We start from the raw sequence: 17,027 nt of genomic DNA, 5'->3' as shown, positions 1-17,027 counted from the left end.
GGGAGGTGGGGCGGTGCTCACGCGCTCCAGTCGAGGATGACCTTGCCGCCCCGGCCGCCGGCCGCGTCCTCGAACGCCGCCTCGAAGTCGCGGTAGTCGTAGCGGCCGGTGATCACGGGCGCGAGGTCCAGGCCGCCCTCCAGCAGCACCGACATCGCGTACCACGTCTCGAACATCTCGCGGCCGTAGATGCCCTTGATCGTGATCATGGAGGTGACGATCCGGGCCCAGTCGACGGGGAACTCCTGGGACGGCAGTCCGAGCATGGCGATCCGGCCGCCGTGCGTCATGTTCGCGATCATGTCGCGCATCGCCTCGGGGCGACCGGACATCTCCAGGCCGATGTCGAAGCCCTCGCGCAGTCCGAGCTCCCGCTGGCCGTCGGCGATCGTGGCGTCGGAGACGTTCAGCGCCAGGCTCACGCCGATCTTGCGCGCGAGGTCCAGACGCTCCTCGCTGACGTCGGTGATGACGACGTTGCGGGCGCCGGCGTGCCGGGCCACCGCGGCGGCCATCAGACCGATCGGGCCCGCCCCGGTGATCAGTACGTCCTCGCCGACCAGCGGGAAGGACAGGGCGGTGTGCACGGCGTTGCCGAACGGGTCGAAGATCGCGGCGACGTCGAGGTCGACGGGGACCCGGTGCACCCACACATTGGTGGCGGGCAGCGCCACGTACTCGGCGAACGCGCCGTCGCGGCCGACGCCCAGGCCGACCGTCGCGCGGCACAAGTGGCGGCGCCCGGCCAGGCAGTTGCGGCACTTCCCGCACACCAGATGGCCCTCGCCGCTGACCCGGTCGCCGGTCTTGACGTCCACGACGTCCCTGCCGGTGGCGACCACCTCGCCGACGAACTCGTGCCCGGCGACCAGCGGGGTCCGGATGGCCTGCTGCGCCCAGCCGTCCCAGGAACGGATGTGCAGATCGGTGCCGCAGATCCCGGTCCTGAGGACCTTGATCAGTACGTCACCGGGGCCTGTCTGCGGCTCGGGGACGTCCATGAGCCACAGGCCGGGCTCCGCCTTCTGCTTGACCAGCGCCTTCAACGCCACGGCTCCTGTTGTGAGATCCCGGACGAAGGCACGCCGAAGGAGCCCGCGCCGGAGAGAGGGGTGAGATCTCGTTGAAATCTGCCGTATGGCGGGCGCCTCGGTCCATCGAGGATTTCTTAAGCTCGGCCGCAGCTTTCCTTCACAGTCACGGGGTCACGGGGCCTCGTGGTGAGGTACGCGCCAGGCGCGTGGTTCCGTCCTGTACGCCGGGGCTGCCCCGGACGGCAGGCCGAGGCGGGGCGACTCCGGGTACGGGGTCGGGGCGATGGCGGGCTCCAGGTGGGGGTCCGCCGTGGTGACGGGTTCCGGTTCCGGTTCCAGGTACGGGGCCCTGGGCCGGTCGGGGTCCGGGCCGAGTCGCGGTGCGGGGGCGTCCTCGAATACGGGCGCGCTGTACTCCTGGGCGCGGCGTCGGGGCAGGAGGGGTTTGCCGAGGAGGTCGTCGGCGAGGGTGGCCTCGGCCAGGATGGCGGGCGTGACCTCGACGGGGTCCTGCTGGGGGCAGTCGGCGTCGCGGACCGGCGGCGGGGACGGCTCGTGTTCCTCCGGCAGCGGGGGCACCGGATGCGTTCCCGTGGTCTCCGCCTCCTGTCCGCCGGTCGTCACCGGCACCCCCAGCGACCCCGTACCCCCGGCCGTCCTCCCCTGCGGCGCTACGGGAGTCACGGACTCGGACAGGGCAGGAGCCGCGGCGCCGAGCAGACCCTGCGGTACGACGAGCACCGCCTGGACCCCGCCGTAGATGTTGGTCCGCACCTGGACCTGGATGCCGTACCGCTGGGCGAGCCGGGCGACGACGTACAGACCGATACGGCCGTCCGCCAGCAGATCGGCGGCGTTGACCTGATCGGGGTCCGCGAGCAGGGCGTTCACCCTGTTCTGTTCGTCGGCGGGCATGCCGGGCCCGCGGTCCTCGACCTCGACGGCCAGCCCGGAGGTGACGAGGCTTGCGCGGAGCAGGACTTGGGTGTGCGGCGCGGAGAACACCGTGGCGTTCTCGACGAGTTCGGCGACCAGATGGCTGACGTCGGCGACGGCGTGCCCGCGCAGGGCGCCTTCGGTCGGCGGCACCAGCCTGACCCGTTCGTACTCGTCGATCTCGGCGATCGCGGAGCGCAGCACCTCGGTCATGGGGACGGGCTTGCTCCAGCGGCGGCGTGACTCGGCGCCGCCGAGCATGGTGAGGTTCTCGGCGTGGCGCCGGATGCGGGTGGCCACGTGATCGACGCGGAAGAGGTCCTTGAGCAGATCGGGGCACTCGGTGTCGCGCTCCAACTCGTCGAGGATCGAGATCCCTTGGTGCACAAGCGGCTGAAGGCGCTGCGCGAGGGTGCCGAACACTGCCAGCTTCTGTTCGCTGCCCGCCTGGCTGGAGAGTCGCGCGGCCTGGACGACGGCGGCGACGGCGCTGTCCTGGGCGCGGGCCAGTTCCGCGGCGAGCAGGGTGAACTCGTCGGCTTCCGCGGCGGGTTCGGCACGCCGCTTGCGTACGGGCGGCGCCTCGCCTCGGCGCAACGCCTCCACGAGGGCGGGCAGTTCGGCCTCGTCGCGGGCGGCGGCCCCGCGCAACGCGTCGAGGCCTTCGGCCACGGACCGGGCGGTGCGGCCCGCGGCCAGAGCGGCGGTCACGATGCCCGCCGCGGTCACCGCGCAGGCGCCCGCGAGCACGGCCCACAGCAGGGGCGTGGGGCGGAGGTCGGTGGAGAGGACGGCGAACAGCACGGCTGCGCCCGCGCTGAGGGCCGTCGCGAGGGACGGCAGGATCGCCAGGCGCAGCAGTCGGGATCTGATGCGCGTCCTGGACGGTGAGGGCAGGGGGTGGGCGACCGGCCGTCCGTGCCGCCCGCCCTCCTGGCGGTCTGCGCGTGCGGCCGGTGCGCGAAGGTGAGACATCGTTGTCCTCGTACTGGGCGTGTCGGGTGCGTGGGTGCTCGCCCGGGTCTGTACGACTCGGGCATGCGCCATCGCGGCGCCGGTCGGGAGAGCCGAACCACTCGACCCTGCGTCGACTGACGACAACTGACAGTAGTCGCCAACAGGGCGGGTTTGGTGGGTTGTTGGCCATTTCGCCTGGTGAGCATCCCGCTCTGGCATGAGGTGTCGTACGACAGACCGATAACTCCGCCGCCGATGCGCTCGCATATCCCCCGCGAATCGACCGGAGTCGAGCAGAAGCGGTCAGTACCGAAGGACCTTCAGGACCCTGAATCCGCCCTCACGGCCGAAGATCTACCCCTCCGAGCACACGATCAGCGGCTCACCGCGGTCTCCCGCTCCACGCGCGAGAGCTTGTGCGGATTGCGCACGTGGTAGAGCCCGGTGACGTAACCGTTCTCGACCCGCACCGTCAGTACGCCGTCGAGCTCCCCGTCGAGTCGAACGAGCAGCCCCGGGCCGCCGTTTACCTGAACCAGCTCGACCGAGCGTTCGGCGCCACGCCGGTACCAACGGGTGGCCAGCAGCCGGGCCACCTTGTCCACCCCTACGACGGGCCGCAGTATGGCGCGTTTGACACCGCCGCCGTCGCTCAGGGCTACGACATCCGGCGCGAGGATGTCGAGCAGGCTCTGCAAGTCGCTGGTCTCGACGGTGCGTCGGAAGGCTTCGAGAGCGGCTCGGGTCTCGGCCGGGGAGACGTTGCCGCGCGGTCGGCGCGCGGCGACGTGGGCCCGCGCCCGGTGCGCGATCTGGCGTACGGCGGCGGGGGTCTTGGCGACGGCTTCGGCGATCTCGCCGTACTCCAGGTCGAACACCTCACGCAGCACGAACACCGCCCGCTCGGTCGGTGCCAGCGTCTCCAGCACCAGCAGCATCGCCGTCGAGACACTCTCGGCCAGTTCGACGTCGTCGGCCACATCGGGCGCGGTCAGCAACGGCTCGGGCAGCCACGGCCCGACGTAGGACTCCCTGCACCGACCGAGCGCGCGCAGCCGGTCAAGCGCCTGTCGAGTGACGATCCGTACCAGGTAGGCACGCTCGTCCCGTACGACGGCGAGGTCGACGCCCACCCAGCGCAGCCACGTCTCCTGCAGGACGTCCTCGGCGTCGGTGGCCGAACCGAGCATCTCGTAGGCGACGGTGAACAGCAGGTTCCTGTGGGCCACGAACACGTCGGTGGCACGGTCTCCGCGCTCCTCGGCCACGCCCGTGGGTCGTTCACTCCGCTCGCTCATGCCCGGCTCCCCCTGTCCGCTCCGCGTACTGCCACACGTACAAGACGCCGGTCCCCCGGCGAGTTGTGACAACTCCGGCACGGTGTCCCACGTCACACGGCCACATTGTCACAGGGATCGAGGCGGCGCCGTCTTGTGTGTGTCACCGACTCCGAGCATGTGCGTACAGAAGGCAGACCGACACATGGCCGACACCGCTCTTCCCGACAACAACCCCGAACGCCTCGACGACTTCCCACGCCTCACCCGCACCGATACAGCCGCAGGCGGCACCGGTATATCCATGAGCAAGGCCGACACCTCCGTGGGCAGGACCGGTATCTCCGCGGGCAGGACGGAAGACTCCCCGCCGACCCCCGATCCCCGCCGCTGGTGGGGTCTTGTGGTCATCGCCCTCGCCCAGCTCGTCGTGGTGCTGGACATGACCATCGTCAACATCGCCCTGCCGTCCGCCCAGCAGGACCTCGGCATGACCGCCGGCAACCGGCAGTGGGCCATCACCGCCTACACCCTCGCCTTCGGCGGTCTGCTGCTGCTCGGTGGTCGCCTCGGCGACCTGTTCGGGCGCAAGCGCGCCTTCGTCATCGGCCTGATCGGCTTCGCCGGGGCCTCGGCGCTCGGCGGCGCAGCCACCGGCCCCGGCATGCTCTTCGCGGCCCGCGCGCTGCAAGGCGTGTTCGCCGCGCTACTGGCCCCCGCCGCGCTGTCCTTGATGACCACGACCTTCACCGACCCGCGCGAACGCGGCAAGGCGTTCGGTGTGTTCGGCGCCATCGCCGGTGCGGGCAGCGCCATCGGCATGCTGGTCGGCGGCTTCCTGACCGAGTACCTGGACTGGCGCTGGTGCCTGTACGTCAACGCCCCGGTGGCCGTCCTCGCGGTGATCGGCGCGACCGTGCTGCTCAAGGACTCGGGCCGCCGCACCGACGCCCAACTGGACATCCTCGGCGCTGTGTTGGGTACGGCCGGCGTGCTCTCCATCGTCTACGGCTTCAGCGAGGCCGAGTCCCGCGGCTGGACCGACAGCCGGGTGTTGACCCTGCTGTTCGGCGGCGTTGCGCTGCTCGGCGCCTTCGCGCTGCGGCAGACCCGCGCCCGGACGCCGCTGCTCCCCCTGCACATCGTCAGGGACCGTCAACGCGCGGGCGCCTACGTGACGATGGCCCTGGTCACCATCGCCATGTTCGGCGTCTTCCTGTTCCTGACCTACTACTTGCAGGGCATCAAGGGCTGGTCACCGCTGAGGACCGGTGTGGCCTACCTGCCGATGACCGCCAGCATGATCATCGGCTCCACCCAGATCTCGGCGCGGCTGCTGCACAAGGTTCCGGCCCGCGTGCTGATCACGCCGGGTCTGATCACGGCCGCCGGTGGCCTGGCCTTCCTGGCTTCCATGGACGTCGACGCCACCTACCTCGGTCATGTTCTGCCCGGTATCAGCCTGATGGGCCTCGGCATGGGCGTCACGTTCATGGCGGCCATCTCCACGGCCACCGGCCGCGTCGCCCCGCACGAGCAGGGGGCGGCCTCGGCGACGCTCAACACCATGCAGCAGGTGGGTGGTTCGGTCGGTACCGCGCTGCTCAACACGATCGCGGCGAGCATGACCACGGACTGGCTGACCGACCACCACGTCAACCCCGCCGAGCAGACACCGCAGGCGAAGGCGGCGCTGGCGGAGGCGACCGTGCACGGCTACTCCGTGGCGACCTGGATCTCCGCGGGCATCATGCTGCTGGCCGCGGCCGTCGCGGGCGTCTTCGTCAACGCCGGGGCGCCGGGCCGACCGGCCGACCGTACGGCCAAGTCGGTCGAGGCTGCCGAGACGGCCGAGACGGCCAGTCGCGCGGGTTAGCCTCCGGCACGCCCCGACATCGCGGGACCCAGGTCCGGCCATGATTCTTCCCTCTTGCCCGGTACGGTACTCGGGCCCCGCATCCGCCGGCGGCACTCCTCACTGCACGTCAGTACGCCTCTCCAGGCGTGTGCCCTCGCGCAAGGTGATCGACATCAGGGTGCTGGGGGCGTCCAGTTCCAGGCGATGCCAACGACCGCGAGGGACGATCACGGCCATGCCCGCCCCCAACTGCACCATCTCCTCGGCGCCTTCGGGTTCGACGGGACGGAAGTGGAAGCGGACGCCGCCGGTCAGGCAGCACACGGCCTCCTCGGCCTTCGGGTGCATCTCCCAGTGGTCGGCATGGACATCGGCGTCGGTCTCCACGTGGAACGTCGCGATCTGCCAGGCGCCGGAGTCGCTGCTCGTCATCCGCCGTTCGGCGGCACGGACCTCTCCGTCGGGGTGGATGTGCAGCGCCGAGGCGAACAAGTCCACCGGCGAGACGGGCGATTTGGGTGAGTTGGGTGAGTTGGGTGCGAGAGGGGTCGTCGTCATGACAGCGTTCCTTCCAGTCGGTTCTCCGTAGGGGCATCGGGGCGCGGCGCGGGCGGTTCGGCCCGGCTGCGGGGCAGTACGCCGATCGCGACGACCGCCGCGATCACGAAGAGGGCGGCGGCGACGGCCAGACCGAGCGCGTAGCCGTCGTCGACCGCGGCGGGGTCGGTGGACGTGCCGGTGCGGTGTGCCGCTAGCGTCGCCAGCGCGGCCAGGCCGATACAGCCGCCGAGTTGGCGGGAGCTGTTCATCAGTCCGGACGCCATCCCGGCCTCGCGGGGAGCGACGCCGGTGGTCGCGGCGGTGACGATCGGGGCGATGACGAGTCCGACTCCGGTGCCGGTGACGACGCAGGGGCCGAGTACATCGGTGAGGAAGCCGCCGTCGGGACTGATGAAGGCGAACCAGGCCAGGCCCGTGGCGGCCAGCAGGGCGCCGGGCACCAGGCAGGCCCGGGGCGTACGTGCCGCGGTGACGCGGGTCGCGACGACGCTGCCGACGATCAGACTCGCGGAGAACGGCAGGAACGCGGCGCCGGTCGCCGCGGCACTCATGCCCAAGACCTGCTGCATATACAGGGATACGAAGTAGAACGCCGCGAACTGCCCGGCCGTGGAGAAGAAGACGAGTACGTTGGCACCGGCCACCCAGCGGCTGCGCAGCAGGCCGAGGCGCAACAGCGATGCGGAAGACCGGGATTCGGCGACGACGAAGGCCGCGAGGAGCACGGCCGCAGCGATGAGGATCGCCCAAGTGGCCGGTGAGTCCCACCCGTTGGCGTCGGTACGGACGACCCCGAACACCAGCAGTCCGACTCCCCCGGTCGCGAGGAACGCGCCGAGCACATCGAGCCTCTCGCGCCGGGCGGGGCGCGCTTCGGCAGGCACGCCCGCGACGACCAGCGCGAGGGCCACCGCCACGACGGGCAGATTGATCAGCATCACCCAGCGCCAACCCGCGTACTCGGTCAGCAGTCCGCCCGCGAGCACGCCCAGCGCTCCGCCCGCGGCGTTCACCCCGCTCCAGACGCCGAGCGCGCGCACCCGCCGGGGGCCCTCGGTGAACGTGGTGGTGATCATCGCCAGTGTGGCCGGGGTGGCCGCGGCGGCGCCCACCCCCTGACCGGCACGGGCGGCGATCAGGTGCCAGGGGGCTTGGGCCAGTCCGCCTGCCAGCGAGCACACCCCGAAGACGGCGAGGCCCAGTACGAACATCCGCCGCTGGCCGTACACGTCGCATGCACGGCCTCCGAGCAGCAGGAATCCGCCGAGCGTGAGCGCGTAGACATGCACGACCCAGGACAGATCGAGCGGTGCGAATCCCAGCGCGGTACGCATCGCGGGCAGTGCGACGTTGACCACCGCGAGGTCCAGGGCGACGACGAACTGGGCGACGGCAGCCGCCGCCAGCACCACTCCGGGGCGCCCCCGTAAGTTTCTGTACATGTAAGAAAACTACCTGCGGAGATCGCCACTGTCGACACCTGGGGGATGATGAGGGCATGCCGCAACCGTCCGCACCGCGCACATCCCTTGGCCGACCTCCTCGTATCTCGCGTGAGGAGGTCGTAGCGGCGGCCCGCCGGATCGTGGACGCCGACGGCGTGAACCGGCTGACCATGCGGCGGCTGGCCGCGGAGATCGGCAGCACACCGATGGCGCTCTACCATCACGTCCGCAGCAAGGACGAGTTGCTCGTTCTACTGCTGGACGACTACGCCGCTCGGACGCTGCATCGCCCCGAACTGCCCGAGGAACCCCGCGAGCGCGTCATCGTCGCCACCGACGCGATCCACTCGGCTCTCGCCGACTGCCCCTGGATCGTGGACGTCCTGACCGCCGACGATCTGCTGTCCACCTCCGCCCTGTGGTTCGTCGAGCAGATCATCGACGGCCTGCTCGCATGCGGGCTGACTCCACGGCAGGCCGTTCATGGATACCGCGCGATCTGGTACTACACCGCAGGGGAGATCGTCGTACGGACGACGGCGGCGCGGCGGCGCACCGACGATGACCGTCCCACCTACCGGGAGCGGGTCTTCGGCGAACTCGACCCGAGCGAGCTGCCTCGCCTGGAGCAAGTCGCCGACCGCTGGGCGTCGTTGACCGCCGAGGACACCTATCTGGACGGTCTCCGCGCTCTGGTGGACGGCCTTCTGGCCTCCCGTTGAGGACAGCACGGAGCCGCCCGCCTGCTTGCTTCGCCGCTGCCCGCCTCCTCAGCCCGCGCCGAGACCGCCCAACAGGTCGGCGACCTGCGCCTGGACGACTTCCCACGCGGCAATCGGCGCGTAGCCAAGGGAAGTTGCACGCAAGGCCTGGAGAGCCGTCCGTGTATCGCCGTCCCACGCGACGCTGCCGCTGAGCACGTCATAGCCGTCGCGGACGGCGACCCGCAGACGCTCGCCGCCCTCCTCCGCGTGCACCGCCGACGTGACCACGAGGGGCGGCGGTCCACCCACCTCCCCGGCCGACTTGTGGTACGCACAGACGATCGGTTCCCGCCAGCGCAGACTCAGCAGCACGGGGCGTTTGGCCACGACCTCGACCAGGTCCGTCTCGCGCACCCCGTCGGGTTCGAGCACGATCGCCCGCGCGTCCAGGACCAGCGCCGGGGGCAGCAGGCAACGCAGCGTGCTCCCGACGAGGTTGCCGCCGACCGTCGCCGTCCGCCGCACGGCACCGGTGCCGATGGAGGAAGCCGCCAGGCGCAGTACGTCCGGTACCCGCCCGTCGACCTGGTGCAGGAGTACCGCACCGCCCAGTGTCTCCCGTCCCACAGCGTTGGCCTCGGGCAACTCCCTTAGGGACATGGCGAGTTCCGGGAAGCCGTCCCGCTGCCACGTGGCCCACACGAGCGTCGCCCCACCGATCGGCACCGCCTCCTCGGCCAAGCACTCCTGCGCTTCGGACACAGACCTCGGCACACGCAACAGCACAGCAACCGACCTGCCTTCCCCAGGAGTTGTACGAAGGTGGCGGGTGACGCTTCGGCCGCCCGTCGGCCGACAAGGCAGTCTCCCCACCGGGGCGGGGGCGCATGAAGGGCTCACGCGAGCACGTCGTGCGCCCGTAGGACGCGAGCACCGTGGCCCAAGCGGCGAGATCAACCCGCAGATCAATCCCTGGAGCAAGCCTCGGGGCAAGCCACAGAGCGGTCCCCGGCGCGGAATACAAGATTCGCGGGGCTACCGGTTCCGACCACGGGTGGGATATCTCTGACATACAGCCCTGTCGGGGTCGTATCCCCACGGAAGGAGCCCTGCCATGGATGGTTGGTATGTGGACGACCGCTGCACCAACTGCGATGTCGCCCGCCAGTACGCGCCGGACTTGATCGACGAGGCCGACGGCAAGTCGCGGATCCTGCGCATGCCGAGCACCACAGCGGAGCGACAGCGGTTCTACGCCGCTGCCTTCGCCTGCCACACCCGCTCCATCCGCCCGGAGTCCGGGCAACTCGACCAGGCCGACGACCCGTTCCCCATGGCCCTGGACGGCAGCGTCCTGCTGTGCGGGCACAACTCCCGGCGCACCGCGGGCGCCAACGCGTACCTGCTACGGCGGCCGTCCGGTGACGTGATGATGGTCGACACGCCCCGTTGGAGCCGCGAACTCGCCGAGCGGTACGCGGAGTCGGGTCCCGTCACGGATGTGTTGCTGACCCATCGCGACCACGCCGCCCACGGCCGTTGCTACGCGGACCACTACGGGGCCCGGTTGTGGATCCACGAGGGCGACCTCGACGCGGCACCGGACGCGGACCAGGTGATCAAGGGCCTTGAGCCCGTGGAGATCGGCGAGGGTGTCACCGCTCATCCGCTGCCCGGCCACACCCGTGGCAGTGTGCTCTACCTCGCGGACGACCGGTACTGCTTCAGCGGCGACAGCTTCTACTGGTCCCGTACGACCGGTGATCTGGAAGTCGCGGAGAGCGTGACCTGGTACTCCATCGAGGAACTGGCGGCCTCCCTGGCCAGGACGGCCGGACAGTTGCGCTTCGAATGGCTCCTGCCCGGCCACGGTGACCGCCACCGTCTGGCAGCCGACGAAATGTCCCGGCGGCTGCGCGAACTCACCGAGCGCACCGCCCTGTTGAAGCCTCGGTCGATCGATTTCACAGCCGTTCGTTGGTGAGTGCCCGCGAAAGCATATGACGGGTGGGCGGAATCAAGTAGCCTGAGTCGACCCATTCGCCTGGCGCACCACAGCCGAAAGGATTCGGTTCATGGGTACTCATTCCGCCGCTGCTCTCTCCCTGGTGAACAAGGTCGTGGCCGAGGCATTCGACCGCTGGAGCCCGCAACTGCACCAGGAATTCGACAGGAACGCGCACCACGACCAGTGCGGCCAGACGCTGCTGCACGACACCCCTGAGCTGCGCATCTGGCAGACCCACCTCGCCCCCGGCGAGCGACTTCCCGTCCACCGTCATGAGCGCGACTATTACTGGATAGCCCTGACCCCCGGCCAGGCGCGCCAGCACGAAAGCGACGGAACCAGCCGGGAAATCACCTATGAGCGCGGCACCACCCGATACTTCGAATTCAGTGAAGGACAGTCTCGCCTGCACGATGTGAAGAATATCGGTGAAGACGTCCTGTCGTTCCTGATCATCGAAACGCAGGGGCAGGGGAACGGAACCGACTGAGGAACGTGTGGGCCGACGTCGTCGCTGACGATGTCGGCCCACAGAACCCCTTTCACAGAAGGGCGTTCACAGGGCGGCGGTGAGCGCGTCGAGCAGCGTCTCGTTCGCGCGCCTGTCGCCGATGGAGATACGGCAGGTGTCGGGGATCAGCCGTCCGACGTCCGCGACGAGAACGCCCGCGGCGCGCAGCCGGTCCATGACCTGCTCGTGCTTGTGCAGCCGGACCAGCAGGAAGTTGGCATCCGACGGGAACACCCGGTCCACCGTGGGGTGTTCGGCCAGCAGGGCTGCCATGCGGTCCCGCTCGGCCAGGATGTCGCCGATGCTGTCGCGCACGTGCCGCACGTCGACAAGCCGTTCCCGTACGGCGCGCTGTGACGCGTCGGTGAACCCGAAGGGCACCTGTACCCGGCGCATCGCCTCGATGATTCCGGGCTGGGCTAGCGCGATGCCACAGCGGGCCCCGGCGAGCCCCCACGCCTTGGACAGGGTGCGCAGCACGATGAGGTTGTCGTGCTCGGCGACCAGACCGGCGTACGACGGCTTGTCGCTGAACTCGACATAGGCCTCGTCGATCACCACCAACCCCTCGGTGTGGGCGATGAGTTCATGGACCTGCTCGGGATCGGGACGGGTGCCGACGGGGTTGTTCGGGTCGCACAGGATCGTGACGTGGGGGTCGGCCGCCAGCATCCGCGTCACGTCGAGCCGGTTCATGTCCTGACCGCCGAGGGGGACTTCCACGACGGGCAGGCTCAGTACCCGGGCGAAGTGGCCGTACAACTCGAAGGTGGGCGGTGTCACACAGACCCGGTCGCCTGGCGAGGCCAGTGCCGTCAGGAGCAGCATGACGGCGTCCACCGCCCCGCTGGAGAAGAGCAGATACTCGTCCGTCAGCGCGTCCAGGCCTCCTTGGCCCGGCAGTTGGGCCACAGCAGTGAGATAGGTCCGGGCGAGGTCGGTCGTGTCGAGTTCGGGATAGCGTCCACCGCGGCCCAGGAACGGGTTGGTGTTGCTCGACAGGTCGACCAGGTCGAACCGCGGGCGGTGCCGGAAGCGAGCCGGGCCGGGGACGGCGACCGTGGTGACGGGCGGGGCCGTGAACCGGGACACTTCCGGTGCTGTGGGCGCCTGTTCGGGGGCGGTGAGGCCGGGTGCGCGCAGCCAGTGGTCGAGCGGGACGAAGAGGTCGGCGCCCAGGGCGCGTTGGTGATCGGCCTCGCCTCGGCCGAGGTGGACCCAGTCGAGGCCGTCGCGGTGGGCGTCGACGTACACCTGGTACAGGGAGACCGCGTGGAGATCGTGGCGGGCGGCGGGATCGTCGCGGTCGGTGGCCAGGGCGAGGCAGTACAGACCCCGGCCGCTGTGGGAGCCCACGAGGAGTCCGGCTTGGACGACGTTCTCGCCCCGGCGCCGGACGAGCAGTTCGGCGCGGTCCGCCAACCGGCTGTGTTCGAGGGCTTGCAGAGCCGCCGCGTCGAAGAGGCCGCCATGGAGGTCCGCGAACGCGTCGCGCGCCCAGGGGCTCTTGTCGAGTCCGCTCAGCGGGATCCGCTCCCAGGTGAGGTCGTCGGACACCACTCGGCCGCGTCGGCGCAGATCGTCCAGGCGCTCGGCTCCGAGACGGCCACGCAACAGTTCGTCCACGTCGCCGTTCAGCCGCACCACGCACTCGGCACCGGCCGCGACCGGGACGAAGCCGGCCGCGCGAAGCGCCCCGGTGTCGTCGGTGCGGCGCACACCGGGTACGAGGATCTGCGCGGCCCCCGCCTCCTCGGCCCGTCGGACGAGCGCGTCGACGTCGTGCGCGGTGGGGGCGGGGCTGGTCGGGCCGTAACCGGCGGCGCCGGTGACCAGGGTCGGGCGGTGCAGGATGTCATCGTCAGTGAACACCCCCTCGCCCAGCGCCAATTGAGACAGGGAACACACTGGTTCGACGGACCCGAGGGCCGCGCACAGTGCCTGTCGCAGCGCGTCGATGTCAGCGGGCCTGCGCATGCCGCTCCCCTTCCTGGCCCTGGACCTGGCCCTGGACCTGGCCCTGGACCTGAAACGCTCCTTGGTGGGCGTCGATACGCTCGCGGTACTCCTCGAACAGTTCGCCGAGCGTGCGGGCGATCCCGGCCTTCCAGCCGATGGTGCAGTCGCCGATGAGGTCGCGTCGTATCTCGTGGTCGAAGATCGCCGTCTCCCGGCTGTACTCGCTGCGCTCCAGGCGCAACGGCACCCCGGTCAGGGCGGACATGTACTCCATGAGGTCGGTGACGCCGACTTCTTCGTCGCCGCCCCAGTTCACGACCTGGGCGGGTGTCCGAGCGGCGCCCCACAGCAGCGGCACCTGGCGGACGATGTCGTCGGTGTGCAGGAGGTTGCAGTAGTTCTGCCCCTGGTGCGGCACCGCCGCCGACTGCCCGCCGCGCATCTCCCGGAAGAGGATCATGGGTACGCCACCGTGCCCGTACGGACCGTAGGCGATGTTGAGCCGGGCGATCACGGACGGCAGGCCGAGCGCTTCGGACAGGCCGCGGACGACACCCTCCGCGGAGAGCTTGGCGACGGGGTACGTGGGCAGCCAGGGCGCCGCGCCGCCGAGCGGATCGCCCTCGCGGTAGCGATGGGTGGGCTCGGCCCGGTGGTAGACGACGCCCGACGACACATAGAGGAAGCCCTCGGCGTCGGCGCAGTGTGTCATCAGCCGGGCGGTGCCGGCGGTGTTGATCCGCGCGGTCTCCTCGAAGTCACGCCCGTCGCCCCGGTGCACCGCGGAGTGCAGAACGTGCGTGAAGTCCCTGGGCAGCGCGGTCAGTTCGCCGTCGGCCATGTCCCAGGTGACGGTGTGGGCGCCCGCTTCCTCCAACGCCTTGCGGGCGGCCGGGTCGCCGAACCGGCCGAGGCACCACACCTCGTTGTCGCGGGCGAGCGCCTCGGCGACGGGCCGTGCGACCTGGCCGGTGCCGCCGGTGACGAGAATCTTCTTGCTGTGCATGATCGGCTGCTCCTGGTTCATCGGTCGAGCGCTCGGGCCAGTTCGCGCCGCAGGGTCGCTTGGAAGGTCTGTACGTGCTGCGGGCTCATCAACGTGTAGTGCTCGCCGTCGACTTCGATGTACGCGTTCGTCCCACGCGCGAACCGGTCCCAGTCCCGTAGCTGTTTGTCGAGCCAGTCCTGCTTGGTGCCCTTCAGCGGGGTGCAGTAGAACACCGTGGCCTGCTCGATCGATCCGGACGGTTCGTAGGTGCGGCCCAGGTGGACCATGCTCTGTGCGAGATGGACCCAGGCGGTGAACTGTTCGAGGGTGAGGTCGAGTTCGGTCAGTCGTCGCTGGGGGGCGTGGTCGACGAGATACGCCAACTGGTCGGCCTCCGGCAGCGGACGCAGGGTCTCGGTGAGCTCCGGGATGTCGGAGGGGTCGATCAGTTCGAGGAACAGGGCGAGGTTGATCGCGCCGTCGGTGAAGGTGATCTCGTTCATCCGGCCGGAGATGGACGGCGGCAGATTGAAGATGCCGACGAACTTCACCTCGTCCCCTTCGGCTTCGAGCCGTTTGGCGATCTCGAACGCGACGGCGCCGCCGTAGGAGTAGCCCGCGACGGCGTACGGCCCGCTGGGCTGGGCTCGCCGGATCGCGGACACATAGGTGGCGACCATCTCGTCGAACGACGCGAAGTGGGTCTCGCCCTTGCCGAACCCTCGGGCGCGCAGCGCGTGGAACGGCCGCTCGCCGGTGAAGTACTGGGCGAGGTTGACGAACACGAGCACTTCACCCAGGCCCGGGTGCACACAGAACAACGGCGTTCCGTCACCGGTGACTTGGAGGGGCACCAGCGGGTCGTACGCGGCGTCCCCGCCGGCTTCGCGGTCGGCGGTGAGCCGACGGGCGAGCGCGCGCACGGTCGGCGCCTGCAGCAGCGTCGCCATCGGTACGCCGTCGATACCGAACGCCTGCTGGATCAGCAACTTGAGCCGCAGCACGTCGAGGGAGGTGCCGCCCAGGTCGAAGAAGCTCGCGGTCGCGGGCACTTGCTCGATGTTCAGTACGCGGGCGTAGACCTCGGCGAGCGTGGTCTCGACGTCGCCTTCCGGAGCCACGTAGCCGCCGAGGAACCGCGTACTCACCTCGTCCGCGCGGCGGGCCGCGGCGTCCAGGTCACCGGCCTCCACGGCGGCGCGCAGCGACATCCGCAGGATCTTGCTGAGGTTGCTGCGGGGGATGGCCGACTCGGTGACGGGCAGGATGAGATGCGGTCTGAAGCCCCAGTGCATGATGGTGGAGCTGCGGATGGCGACGAGCGTCCGGTACAGGGACGTATCGTCCGTCGCGTCATCGGCGGGGACGAAGGCGACGGCGAGTTGCTCGGAGTCGGCGCCTTCGGGCCGGAACGGGAACGCGGCGACCTGCCCGCGTCGCACACCGTCCAGTTCGTCGAGGGCCGCTTCCAGGTCGTGACTGTAGTAGTTGACGCCGTTGACGATGATGGAGTCCTTGGTACGACCGACGAGCGTCAACCGGCCGTCGGCGTCCAGGTGTCCGAGGTCCCCGGTGCGGAACCAACCGTCCTTGGTGAACGCCTCTGCGGTGGCTGTCTCGTTCCCGTAGTACCCGCTGGTGACCATCGTGCCGCGCAGTTGCACATCGCCCGGCTCGGTGCAGCCGGGTCGGCTCGTGGAGGCCAGCACGGTGCCGTCTCCCCCGACGACACGGATCTCCAGGCCCTGCACGGGCCGTCCGAGCGACGGGAATTCCAGGTCCAGGTCGCGCGAGGCGAAGTCGCGGTTGAACACGCTGCCCGCGCAGGTCTCCGTCATGCCGAAGGCGGGCACGATCACGTCGCCGCGCAGTCCGTACGGGGCGAGCGCCGCCAGGAAGTTCCGCACGGTGGCGGTCACGGTGGCCTCGCCGCCGGAGATGATGTGGTGGACGTGCGACAGGTCCCACTCACCGGCCTTCGGCGGTCGGCGGTCGAGCGCCTGATTCAGTTGGCCGAACAGGAAGTTGGGGGTGAACGTCACCCGCACCCGGTGCGCCGCGATCAGCCGGAGGAACTCCAGGGGGTCGGCGAGGACCGTGGCGGGGTCCGTCATGACCTGGTTCGCTCCGTTGAACATGGGCAGCAGATGGGCCTCGATGGCGGCGATGTGGTCGGCGGAGATCCAGTTCAACGAGGTGTCGTCGGGCCCGAGTCCGAGCGCTCCCGCCTTACCGGCCTGCGCGGCAAGGAGGTTGGCGTGTGTGAGTCGAACGGCTTTGCTCGAGCCGGTGGATCCCGAGGTGAGCATGAGCAGGGCGAGGTCGTCCGGGGCGGGTGTGTGCAACTGCTGGGCCCCGGCCTGGGTTTGGCTCAGCTCCTCGATGGTCACCGATCGCAGCCCCACATCGGGGAGTTCGTGAGCAGCCGCCTTGGAGCCGATCACCAGCGGGTCGCCGAGCAGCGTCCGCAGATGCTCCAACCGGCCACGCCACCGCGCCGGATCGGCGGCCGGGGCGACCGGGCACGGCACGATGCCGCTCAGTACACAGCCCCAAAAGGCGGGAAAGAAATACTCCGGGTCGGTGGCCGTAATCAGTACGCGGTCGCCCGGGGCAGTGCCGTGGTCGCGCAGTCCCTGCGCAATGCAGACCGCGGAGTCCCGCAATTCCGCGTAGGAGAGGAACGAACCACCGACGAAGGTGACACCGCGGGACATGTCGAGCGCTGCCCTGTCGAGCAGGTCGGGAAGCGTCGCGACACGACGTATTTCGGGCATGAAGAGAGGACC

The 17,027-nt window shown here is 69.9% G+C and carries 13 protein-coding genes; 4 read left to right on the top strand and 9 right to left on the bottom strand.

Going from position 1 to position 17,027, the window contains the following annotated elements; all coding sequences use genetic code 11:
* Positions 1-17: 17 nt before the first annotated feature.
* The 3 genes from tdh to NGF19_RS12735 all read right to left on the bottom strand — a co-directional run bounded on the left by tdh (position 18) and on the right by NGF19_RS12735 (position 4,225).
* Positions 18-1,046, bottom strand: a complete 1,029-nt coding sequence (tdh, locus tag NGF19_RS12745) for an L-threonine 3-dehydrogenase (RefSeq protein WP_252424983.1) — start codon at positions 1,044-1,046, stop codon at positions 18-20.
* A gap of 159 nt (positions 1,047-1,205) precedes the next feature.
* Positions 1,206-2,945: an ATP-binding protein gene (locus NGF19_RS12740; RefSeq protein ID WP_252424946.1), complete on the bottom strand. Its 1,740-nt coding sequence runs from the start codon at positions 2,943-2,945 to the stop codon at positions 1,206-1,208.
* 356 nt (positions 2,946-3,301) lie between these two features.
* On the bottom strand, positions 3,302-4,225 hold the full coding sequence (locus tag NGF19_RS12735) for an RNA polymerase sigma-70 factor (protein ID WP_252424945.1): 924 nt from the start codon (positions 4,223-4,225) through the stop codon (positions 3,302-3,304).
* Between the two features lie 283 nt (positions 4,226-4,508).
* Here NGF19_RS12735 and NGF19_RS12730 point away from each other — a divergent pair, with 283 nt between their 5' ends.
* Positions 4,509-6,080 (top strand): MFS transporter, encoded by a 1,572-nt coding sequence (locus NGF19_RS12730; protein WP_372505654.1) that lies wholly within the window; start codon positions 4,509-4,511, stop codon positions 6,078-6,080.
* A gap of 99 nt (positions 6,081-6,179) precedes the next feature.
* Here NGF19_RS12730 and NGF19_RS12725 read toward each other — a convergent pair whose 3' ends face one another.
* Positions 6,180-6,620 (bottom strand): cupin domain-containing protein, encoded by a 441-nt coding sequence (locus NGF19_RS12725; RefSeq protein WP_252424943.1) that lies wholly within the window; start codon positions 6,618-6,620, stop codon positions 6,180-6,182.
* Positions 6,617-8,065 (bottom strand): MFS transporter, encoded by a 1,449-nt coding sequence (locus NGF19_RS12720; RefSeq protein ID WP_252424942.1) that lies wholly within the window; start codon positions 8,063-8,065, stop codon positions 6,617-6,619. The genes NGF19_RS12725 and NGF19_RS12720 overlap by 4 nt, the downstream gene beginning before the upstream one ends.
* 56 nt (positions 8,066-8,121) lie before the next feature.
* Between NGF19_RS12720 and NGF19_RS12715 the strand changes: the two genes are divergently transcribed.
* Positions 8,122-8,790 carry a TetR/AcrR family transcriptional regulator gene (locus NGF19_RS12715; protein WP_252424941.1) on the top strand — a complete coding sequence of 223 codons (669 nt, stop codon included), beginning with the start codon at positions 8,122-8,124 and terminating at the stop codon, positions 8,788-8,790.
* Between the two features lie 48 nt (positions 8,791-8,838).
* Here NGF19_RS12715 and NGF19_RS12710 read toward each other — a convergent pair whose 3' ends face one another.
* Positions 8,839-9,558, bottom strand: a complete 720-nt coding sequence (locus NGF19_RS12710; RefSeq protein WP_252424940.1) for an FAD binding domain-containing protein — start codon at positions 9,556-9,558, stop codon at positions 8,839-8,841.
* Between the two features lie 328 nt (positions 9,559-9,886).
* Between NGF19_RS12710 and NGF19_RS12705 the strand changes: the two genes are divergently transcribed.
* Positions 9,887-10,756, top strand: coding sequence for an MBL fold metallo-hydrolase (locus NGF19_RS12705; protein ID WP_252424939.1), 870 nt, complete (start codon positions 9,887-9,889; stop codon positions 10,754-10,756).
* Positions 10,757-10,847: 91 nt separating this feature from the next.
* The gene (locus tag NGF19_RS12700) at positions 10,848-11,270 is read left to right on the top strand and encodes a cupin domain-containing protein (RefSeq protein ID WP_252424938.1); all 423 of its coding nucleotides are present in this window, start codon (positions 10,848-10,850) and stop codon (positions 11,268-11,270) included.
* Positions 11,271-11,336: 66 nt separating this feature from the next.
* Here NGF19_RS12700 and NGF19_RS12695 read toward each other — a convergent pair whose 3' ends face one another.
* Genes NGF19_RS12695 through NGF19_RS12685 form a run of 3 tightly spaced genes read right to left on the bottom strand, consistent with a single transcriptional unit; the run spans position 11,337 to position 17,015 of the window.
* Positions 11,337-13,268, bottom strand: coding sequence for a pyridoxal phosphate-dependent aminotransferase (locus tag NGF19_RS12695; RefSeq protein ID WP_252424937.1), 1,932 nt, complete (start codon positions 13,266-13,268; stop codon positions 11,337-11,339).
* Positions 13,252-14,256, bottom strand: a complete 1,005-nt coding sequence (locus NGF19_RS12690) for an NAD-dependent epimerase/dehydratase family protein (protein WP_252424936.1) — start codon at positions 14,254-14,256, stop codon at positions 13,252-13,254. The genes NGF19_RS12695 and NGF19_RS12690 overlap by 17 nt, the downstream gene beginning before the upstream one ends.
* A gap of 17 nt (positions 14,257-14,273) precedes the next feature.
* Complete coding sequence (locus NGF19_RS12685) at positions 14,274-17,015, bottom strand: non-ribosomal peptide synthetase (protein WP_252424934.1); 2,742 nt, start codon at positions 17,013-17,015, stop codon at positions 14,274-14,276.
* Between the last annotated feature and the right edge of the window lie 12 nt (positions 17,016-17,027).

Source organism: Streptomyces macrolidinus (assembly GCF_023887685.1).
GTDB classification, from domain to species: Bacteria; Actinomycetota; Actinomycetes; order Streptomycetales; family Streptomycetaceae; genus Streptomyces; species Streptomyces macrolidinus.
The sequence above is the reverse complement of the archived record's forward strand: the minus strand, read 5'-3'. Positions and strand labels throughout refer to the sequence as shown.

Bases quoted from the DNA above. Each gene is read 5' to 3' on its own strand.
- NGF19_RS12725 (WP_252424943.1), bottom strand. From the start codon at position 6,620: ATGACGACGACCCCTCTCGCACCCAACTCACCCAACTCACCCAAATCG.
- NGF19_RS12730 (WP_372505654.1), top strand. From the start codon at position 4,509: ATGAGCAAGGCCGACACCTCCGTGGGCAGGACCGGTATCTCCGCGGGC.
- NGF19_RS12685 (WP_252424934.1), bottom strand. From the start codon at position 17,015: ATGCCCGAAATACGTCGTGTCGCGACGCTTCCCGACCTGCTCGACAGG.
- NGF19_RS12735 (WP_252424945.1), bottom strand. From the start codon at position 4,225: ATGAGCGAGCGGAGTGAACGACCCACGGGCGTGGCCGAGGAGCGCGGA.
- NGF19_RS12740 (WP_252424946.1), bottom strand. From the start codon at position 2,945: ATGTCTCACCTTCGCGCACCGGCCGCACGCGCAGACCGCCAGGAGGGC.
- NGF19_RS12700 (WP_252424938.1), top strand. From the start codon at position 10,848: ATGGGTACTCATTCCGCCGCTGCTCTCTCCCTGGTGAACAAGGTCGTG.
- NGF19_RS12695 (WP_252424937.1), bottom strand. From the start codon at position 13,268: ATGCGCAGGCCCGCTGACATCGACGCGCTGCGACAGGCACTGTGCGCG.
- NGF19_RS12690 (WP_252424936.1), bottom strand. From the start codon at position 14,256: ATGCACAGCAAGAAGATTCTCGTCACCGGCGGCACCGGCCAGGTCGCA.
- NGF19_RS12705 (WP_252424939.1), top strand. From the start codon at position 9,887: ATGGATGGTTGGTATGTGGACGACCGCTGCACCAACTGCGATGTCGCC.
- NGF19_RS12715 (WP_252424941.1), top strand. From the start codon at position 8,122: ATGCCGCAACCGTCCGCACCGCGCACATCCCTTGGCCGACCTCCTCGT.
- NGF19_RS12720 (WP_252424942.1), bottom strand. From the start codon at position 8,065: ATGTACAGAAACTTACGGGGGCGCCCCGGAGTGGTGCTGGCGGCGGCT.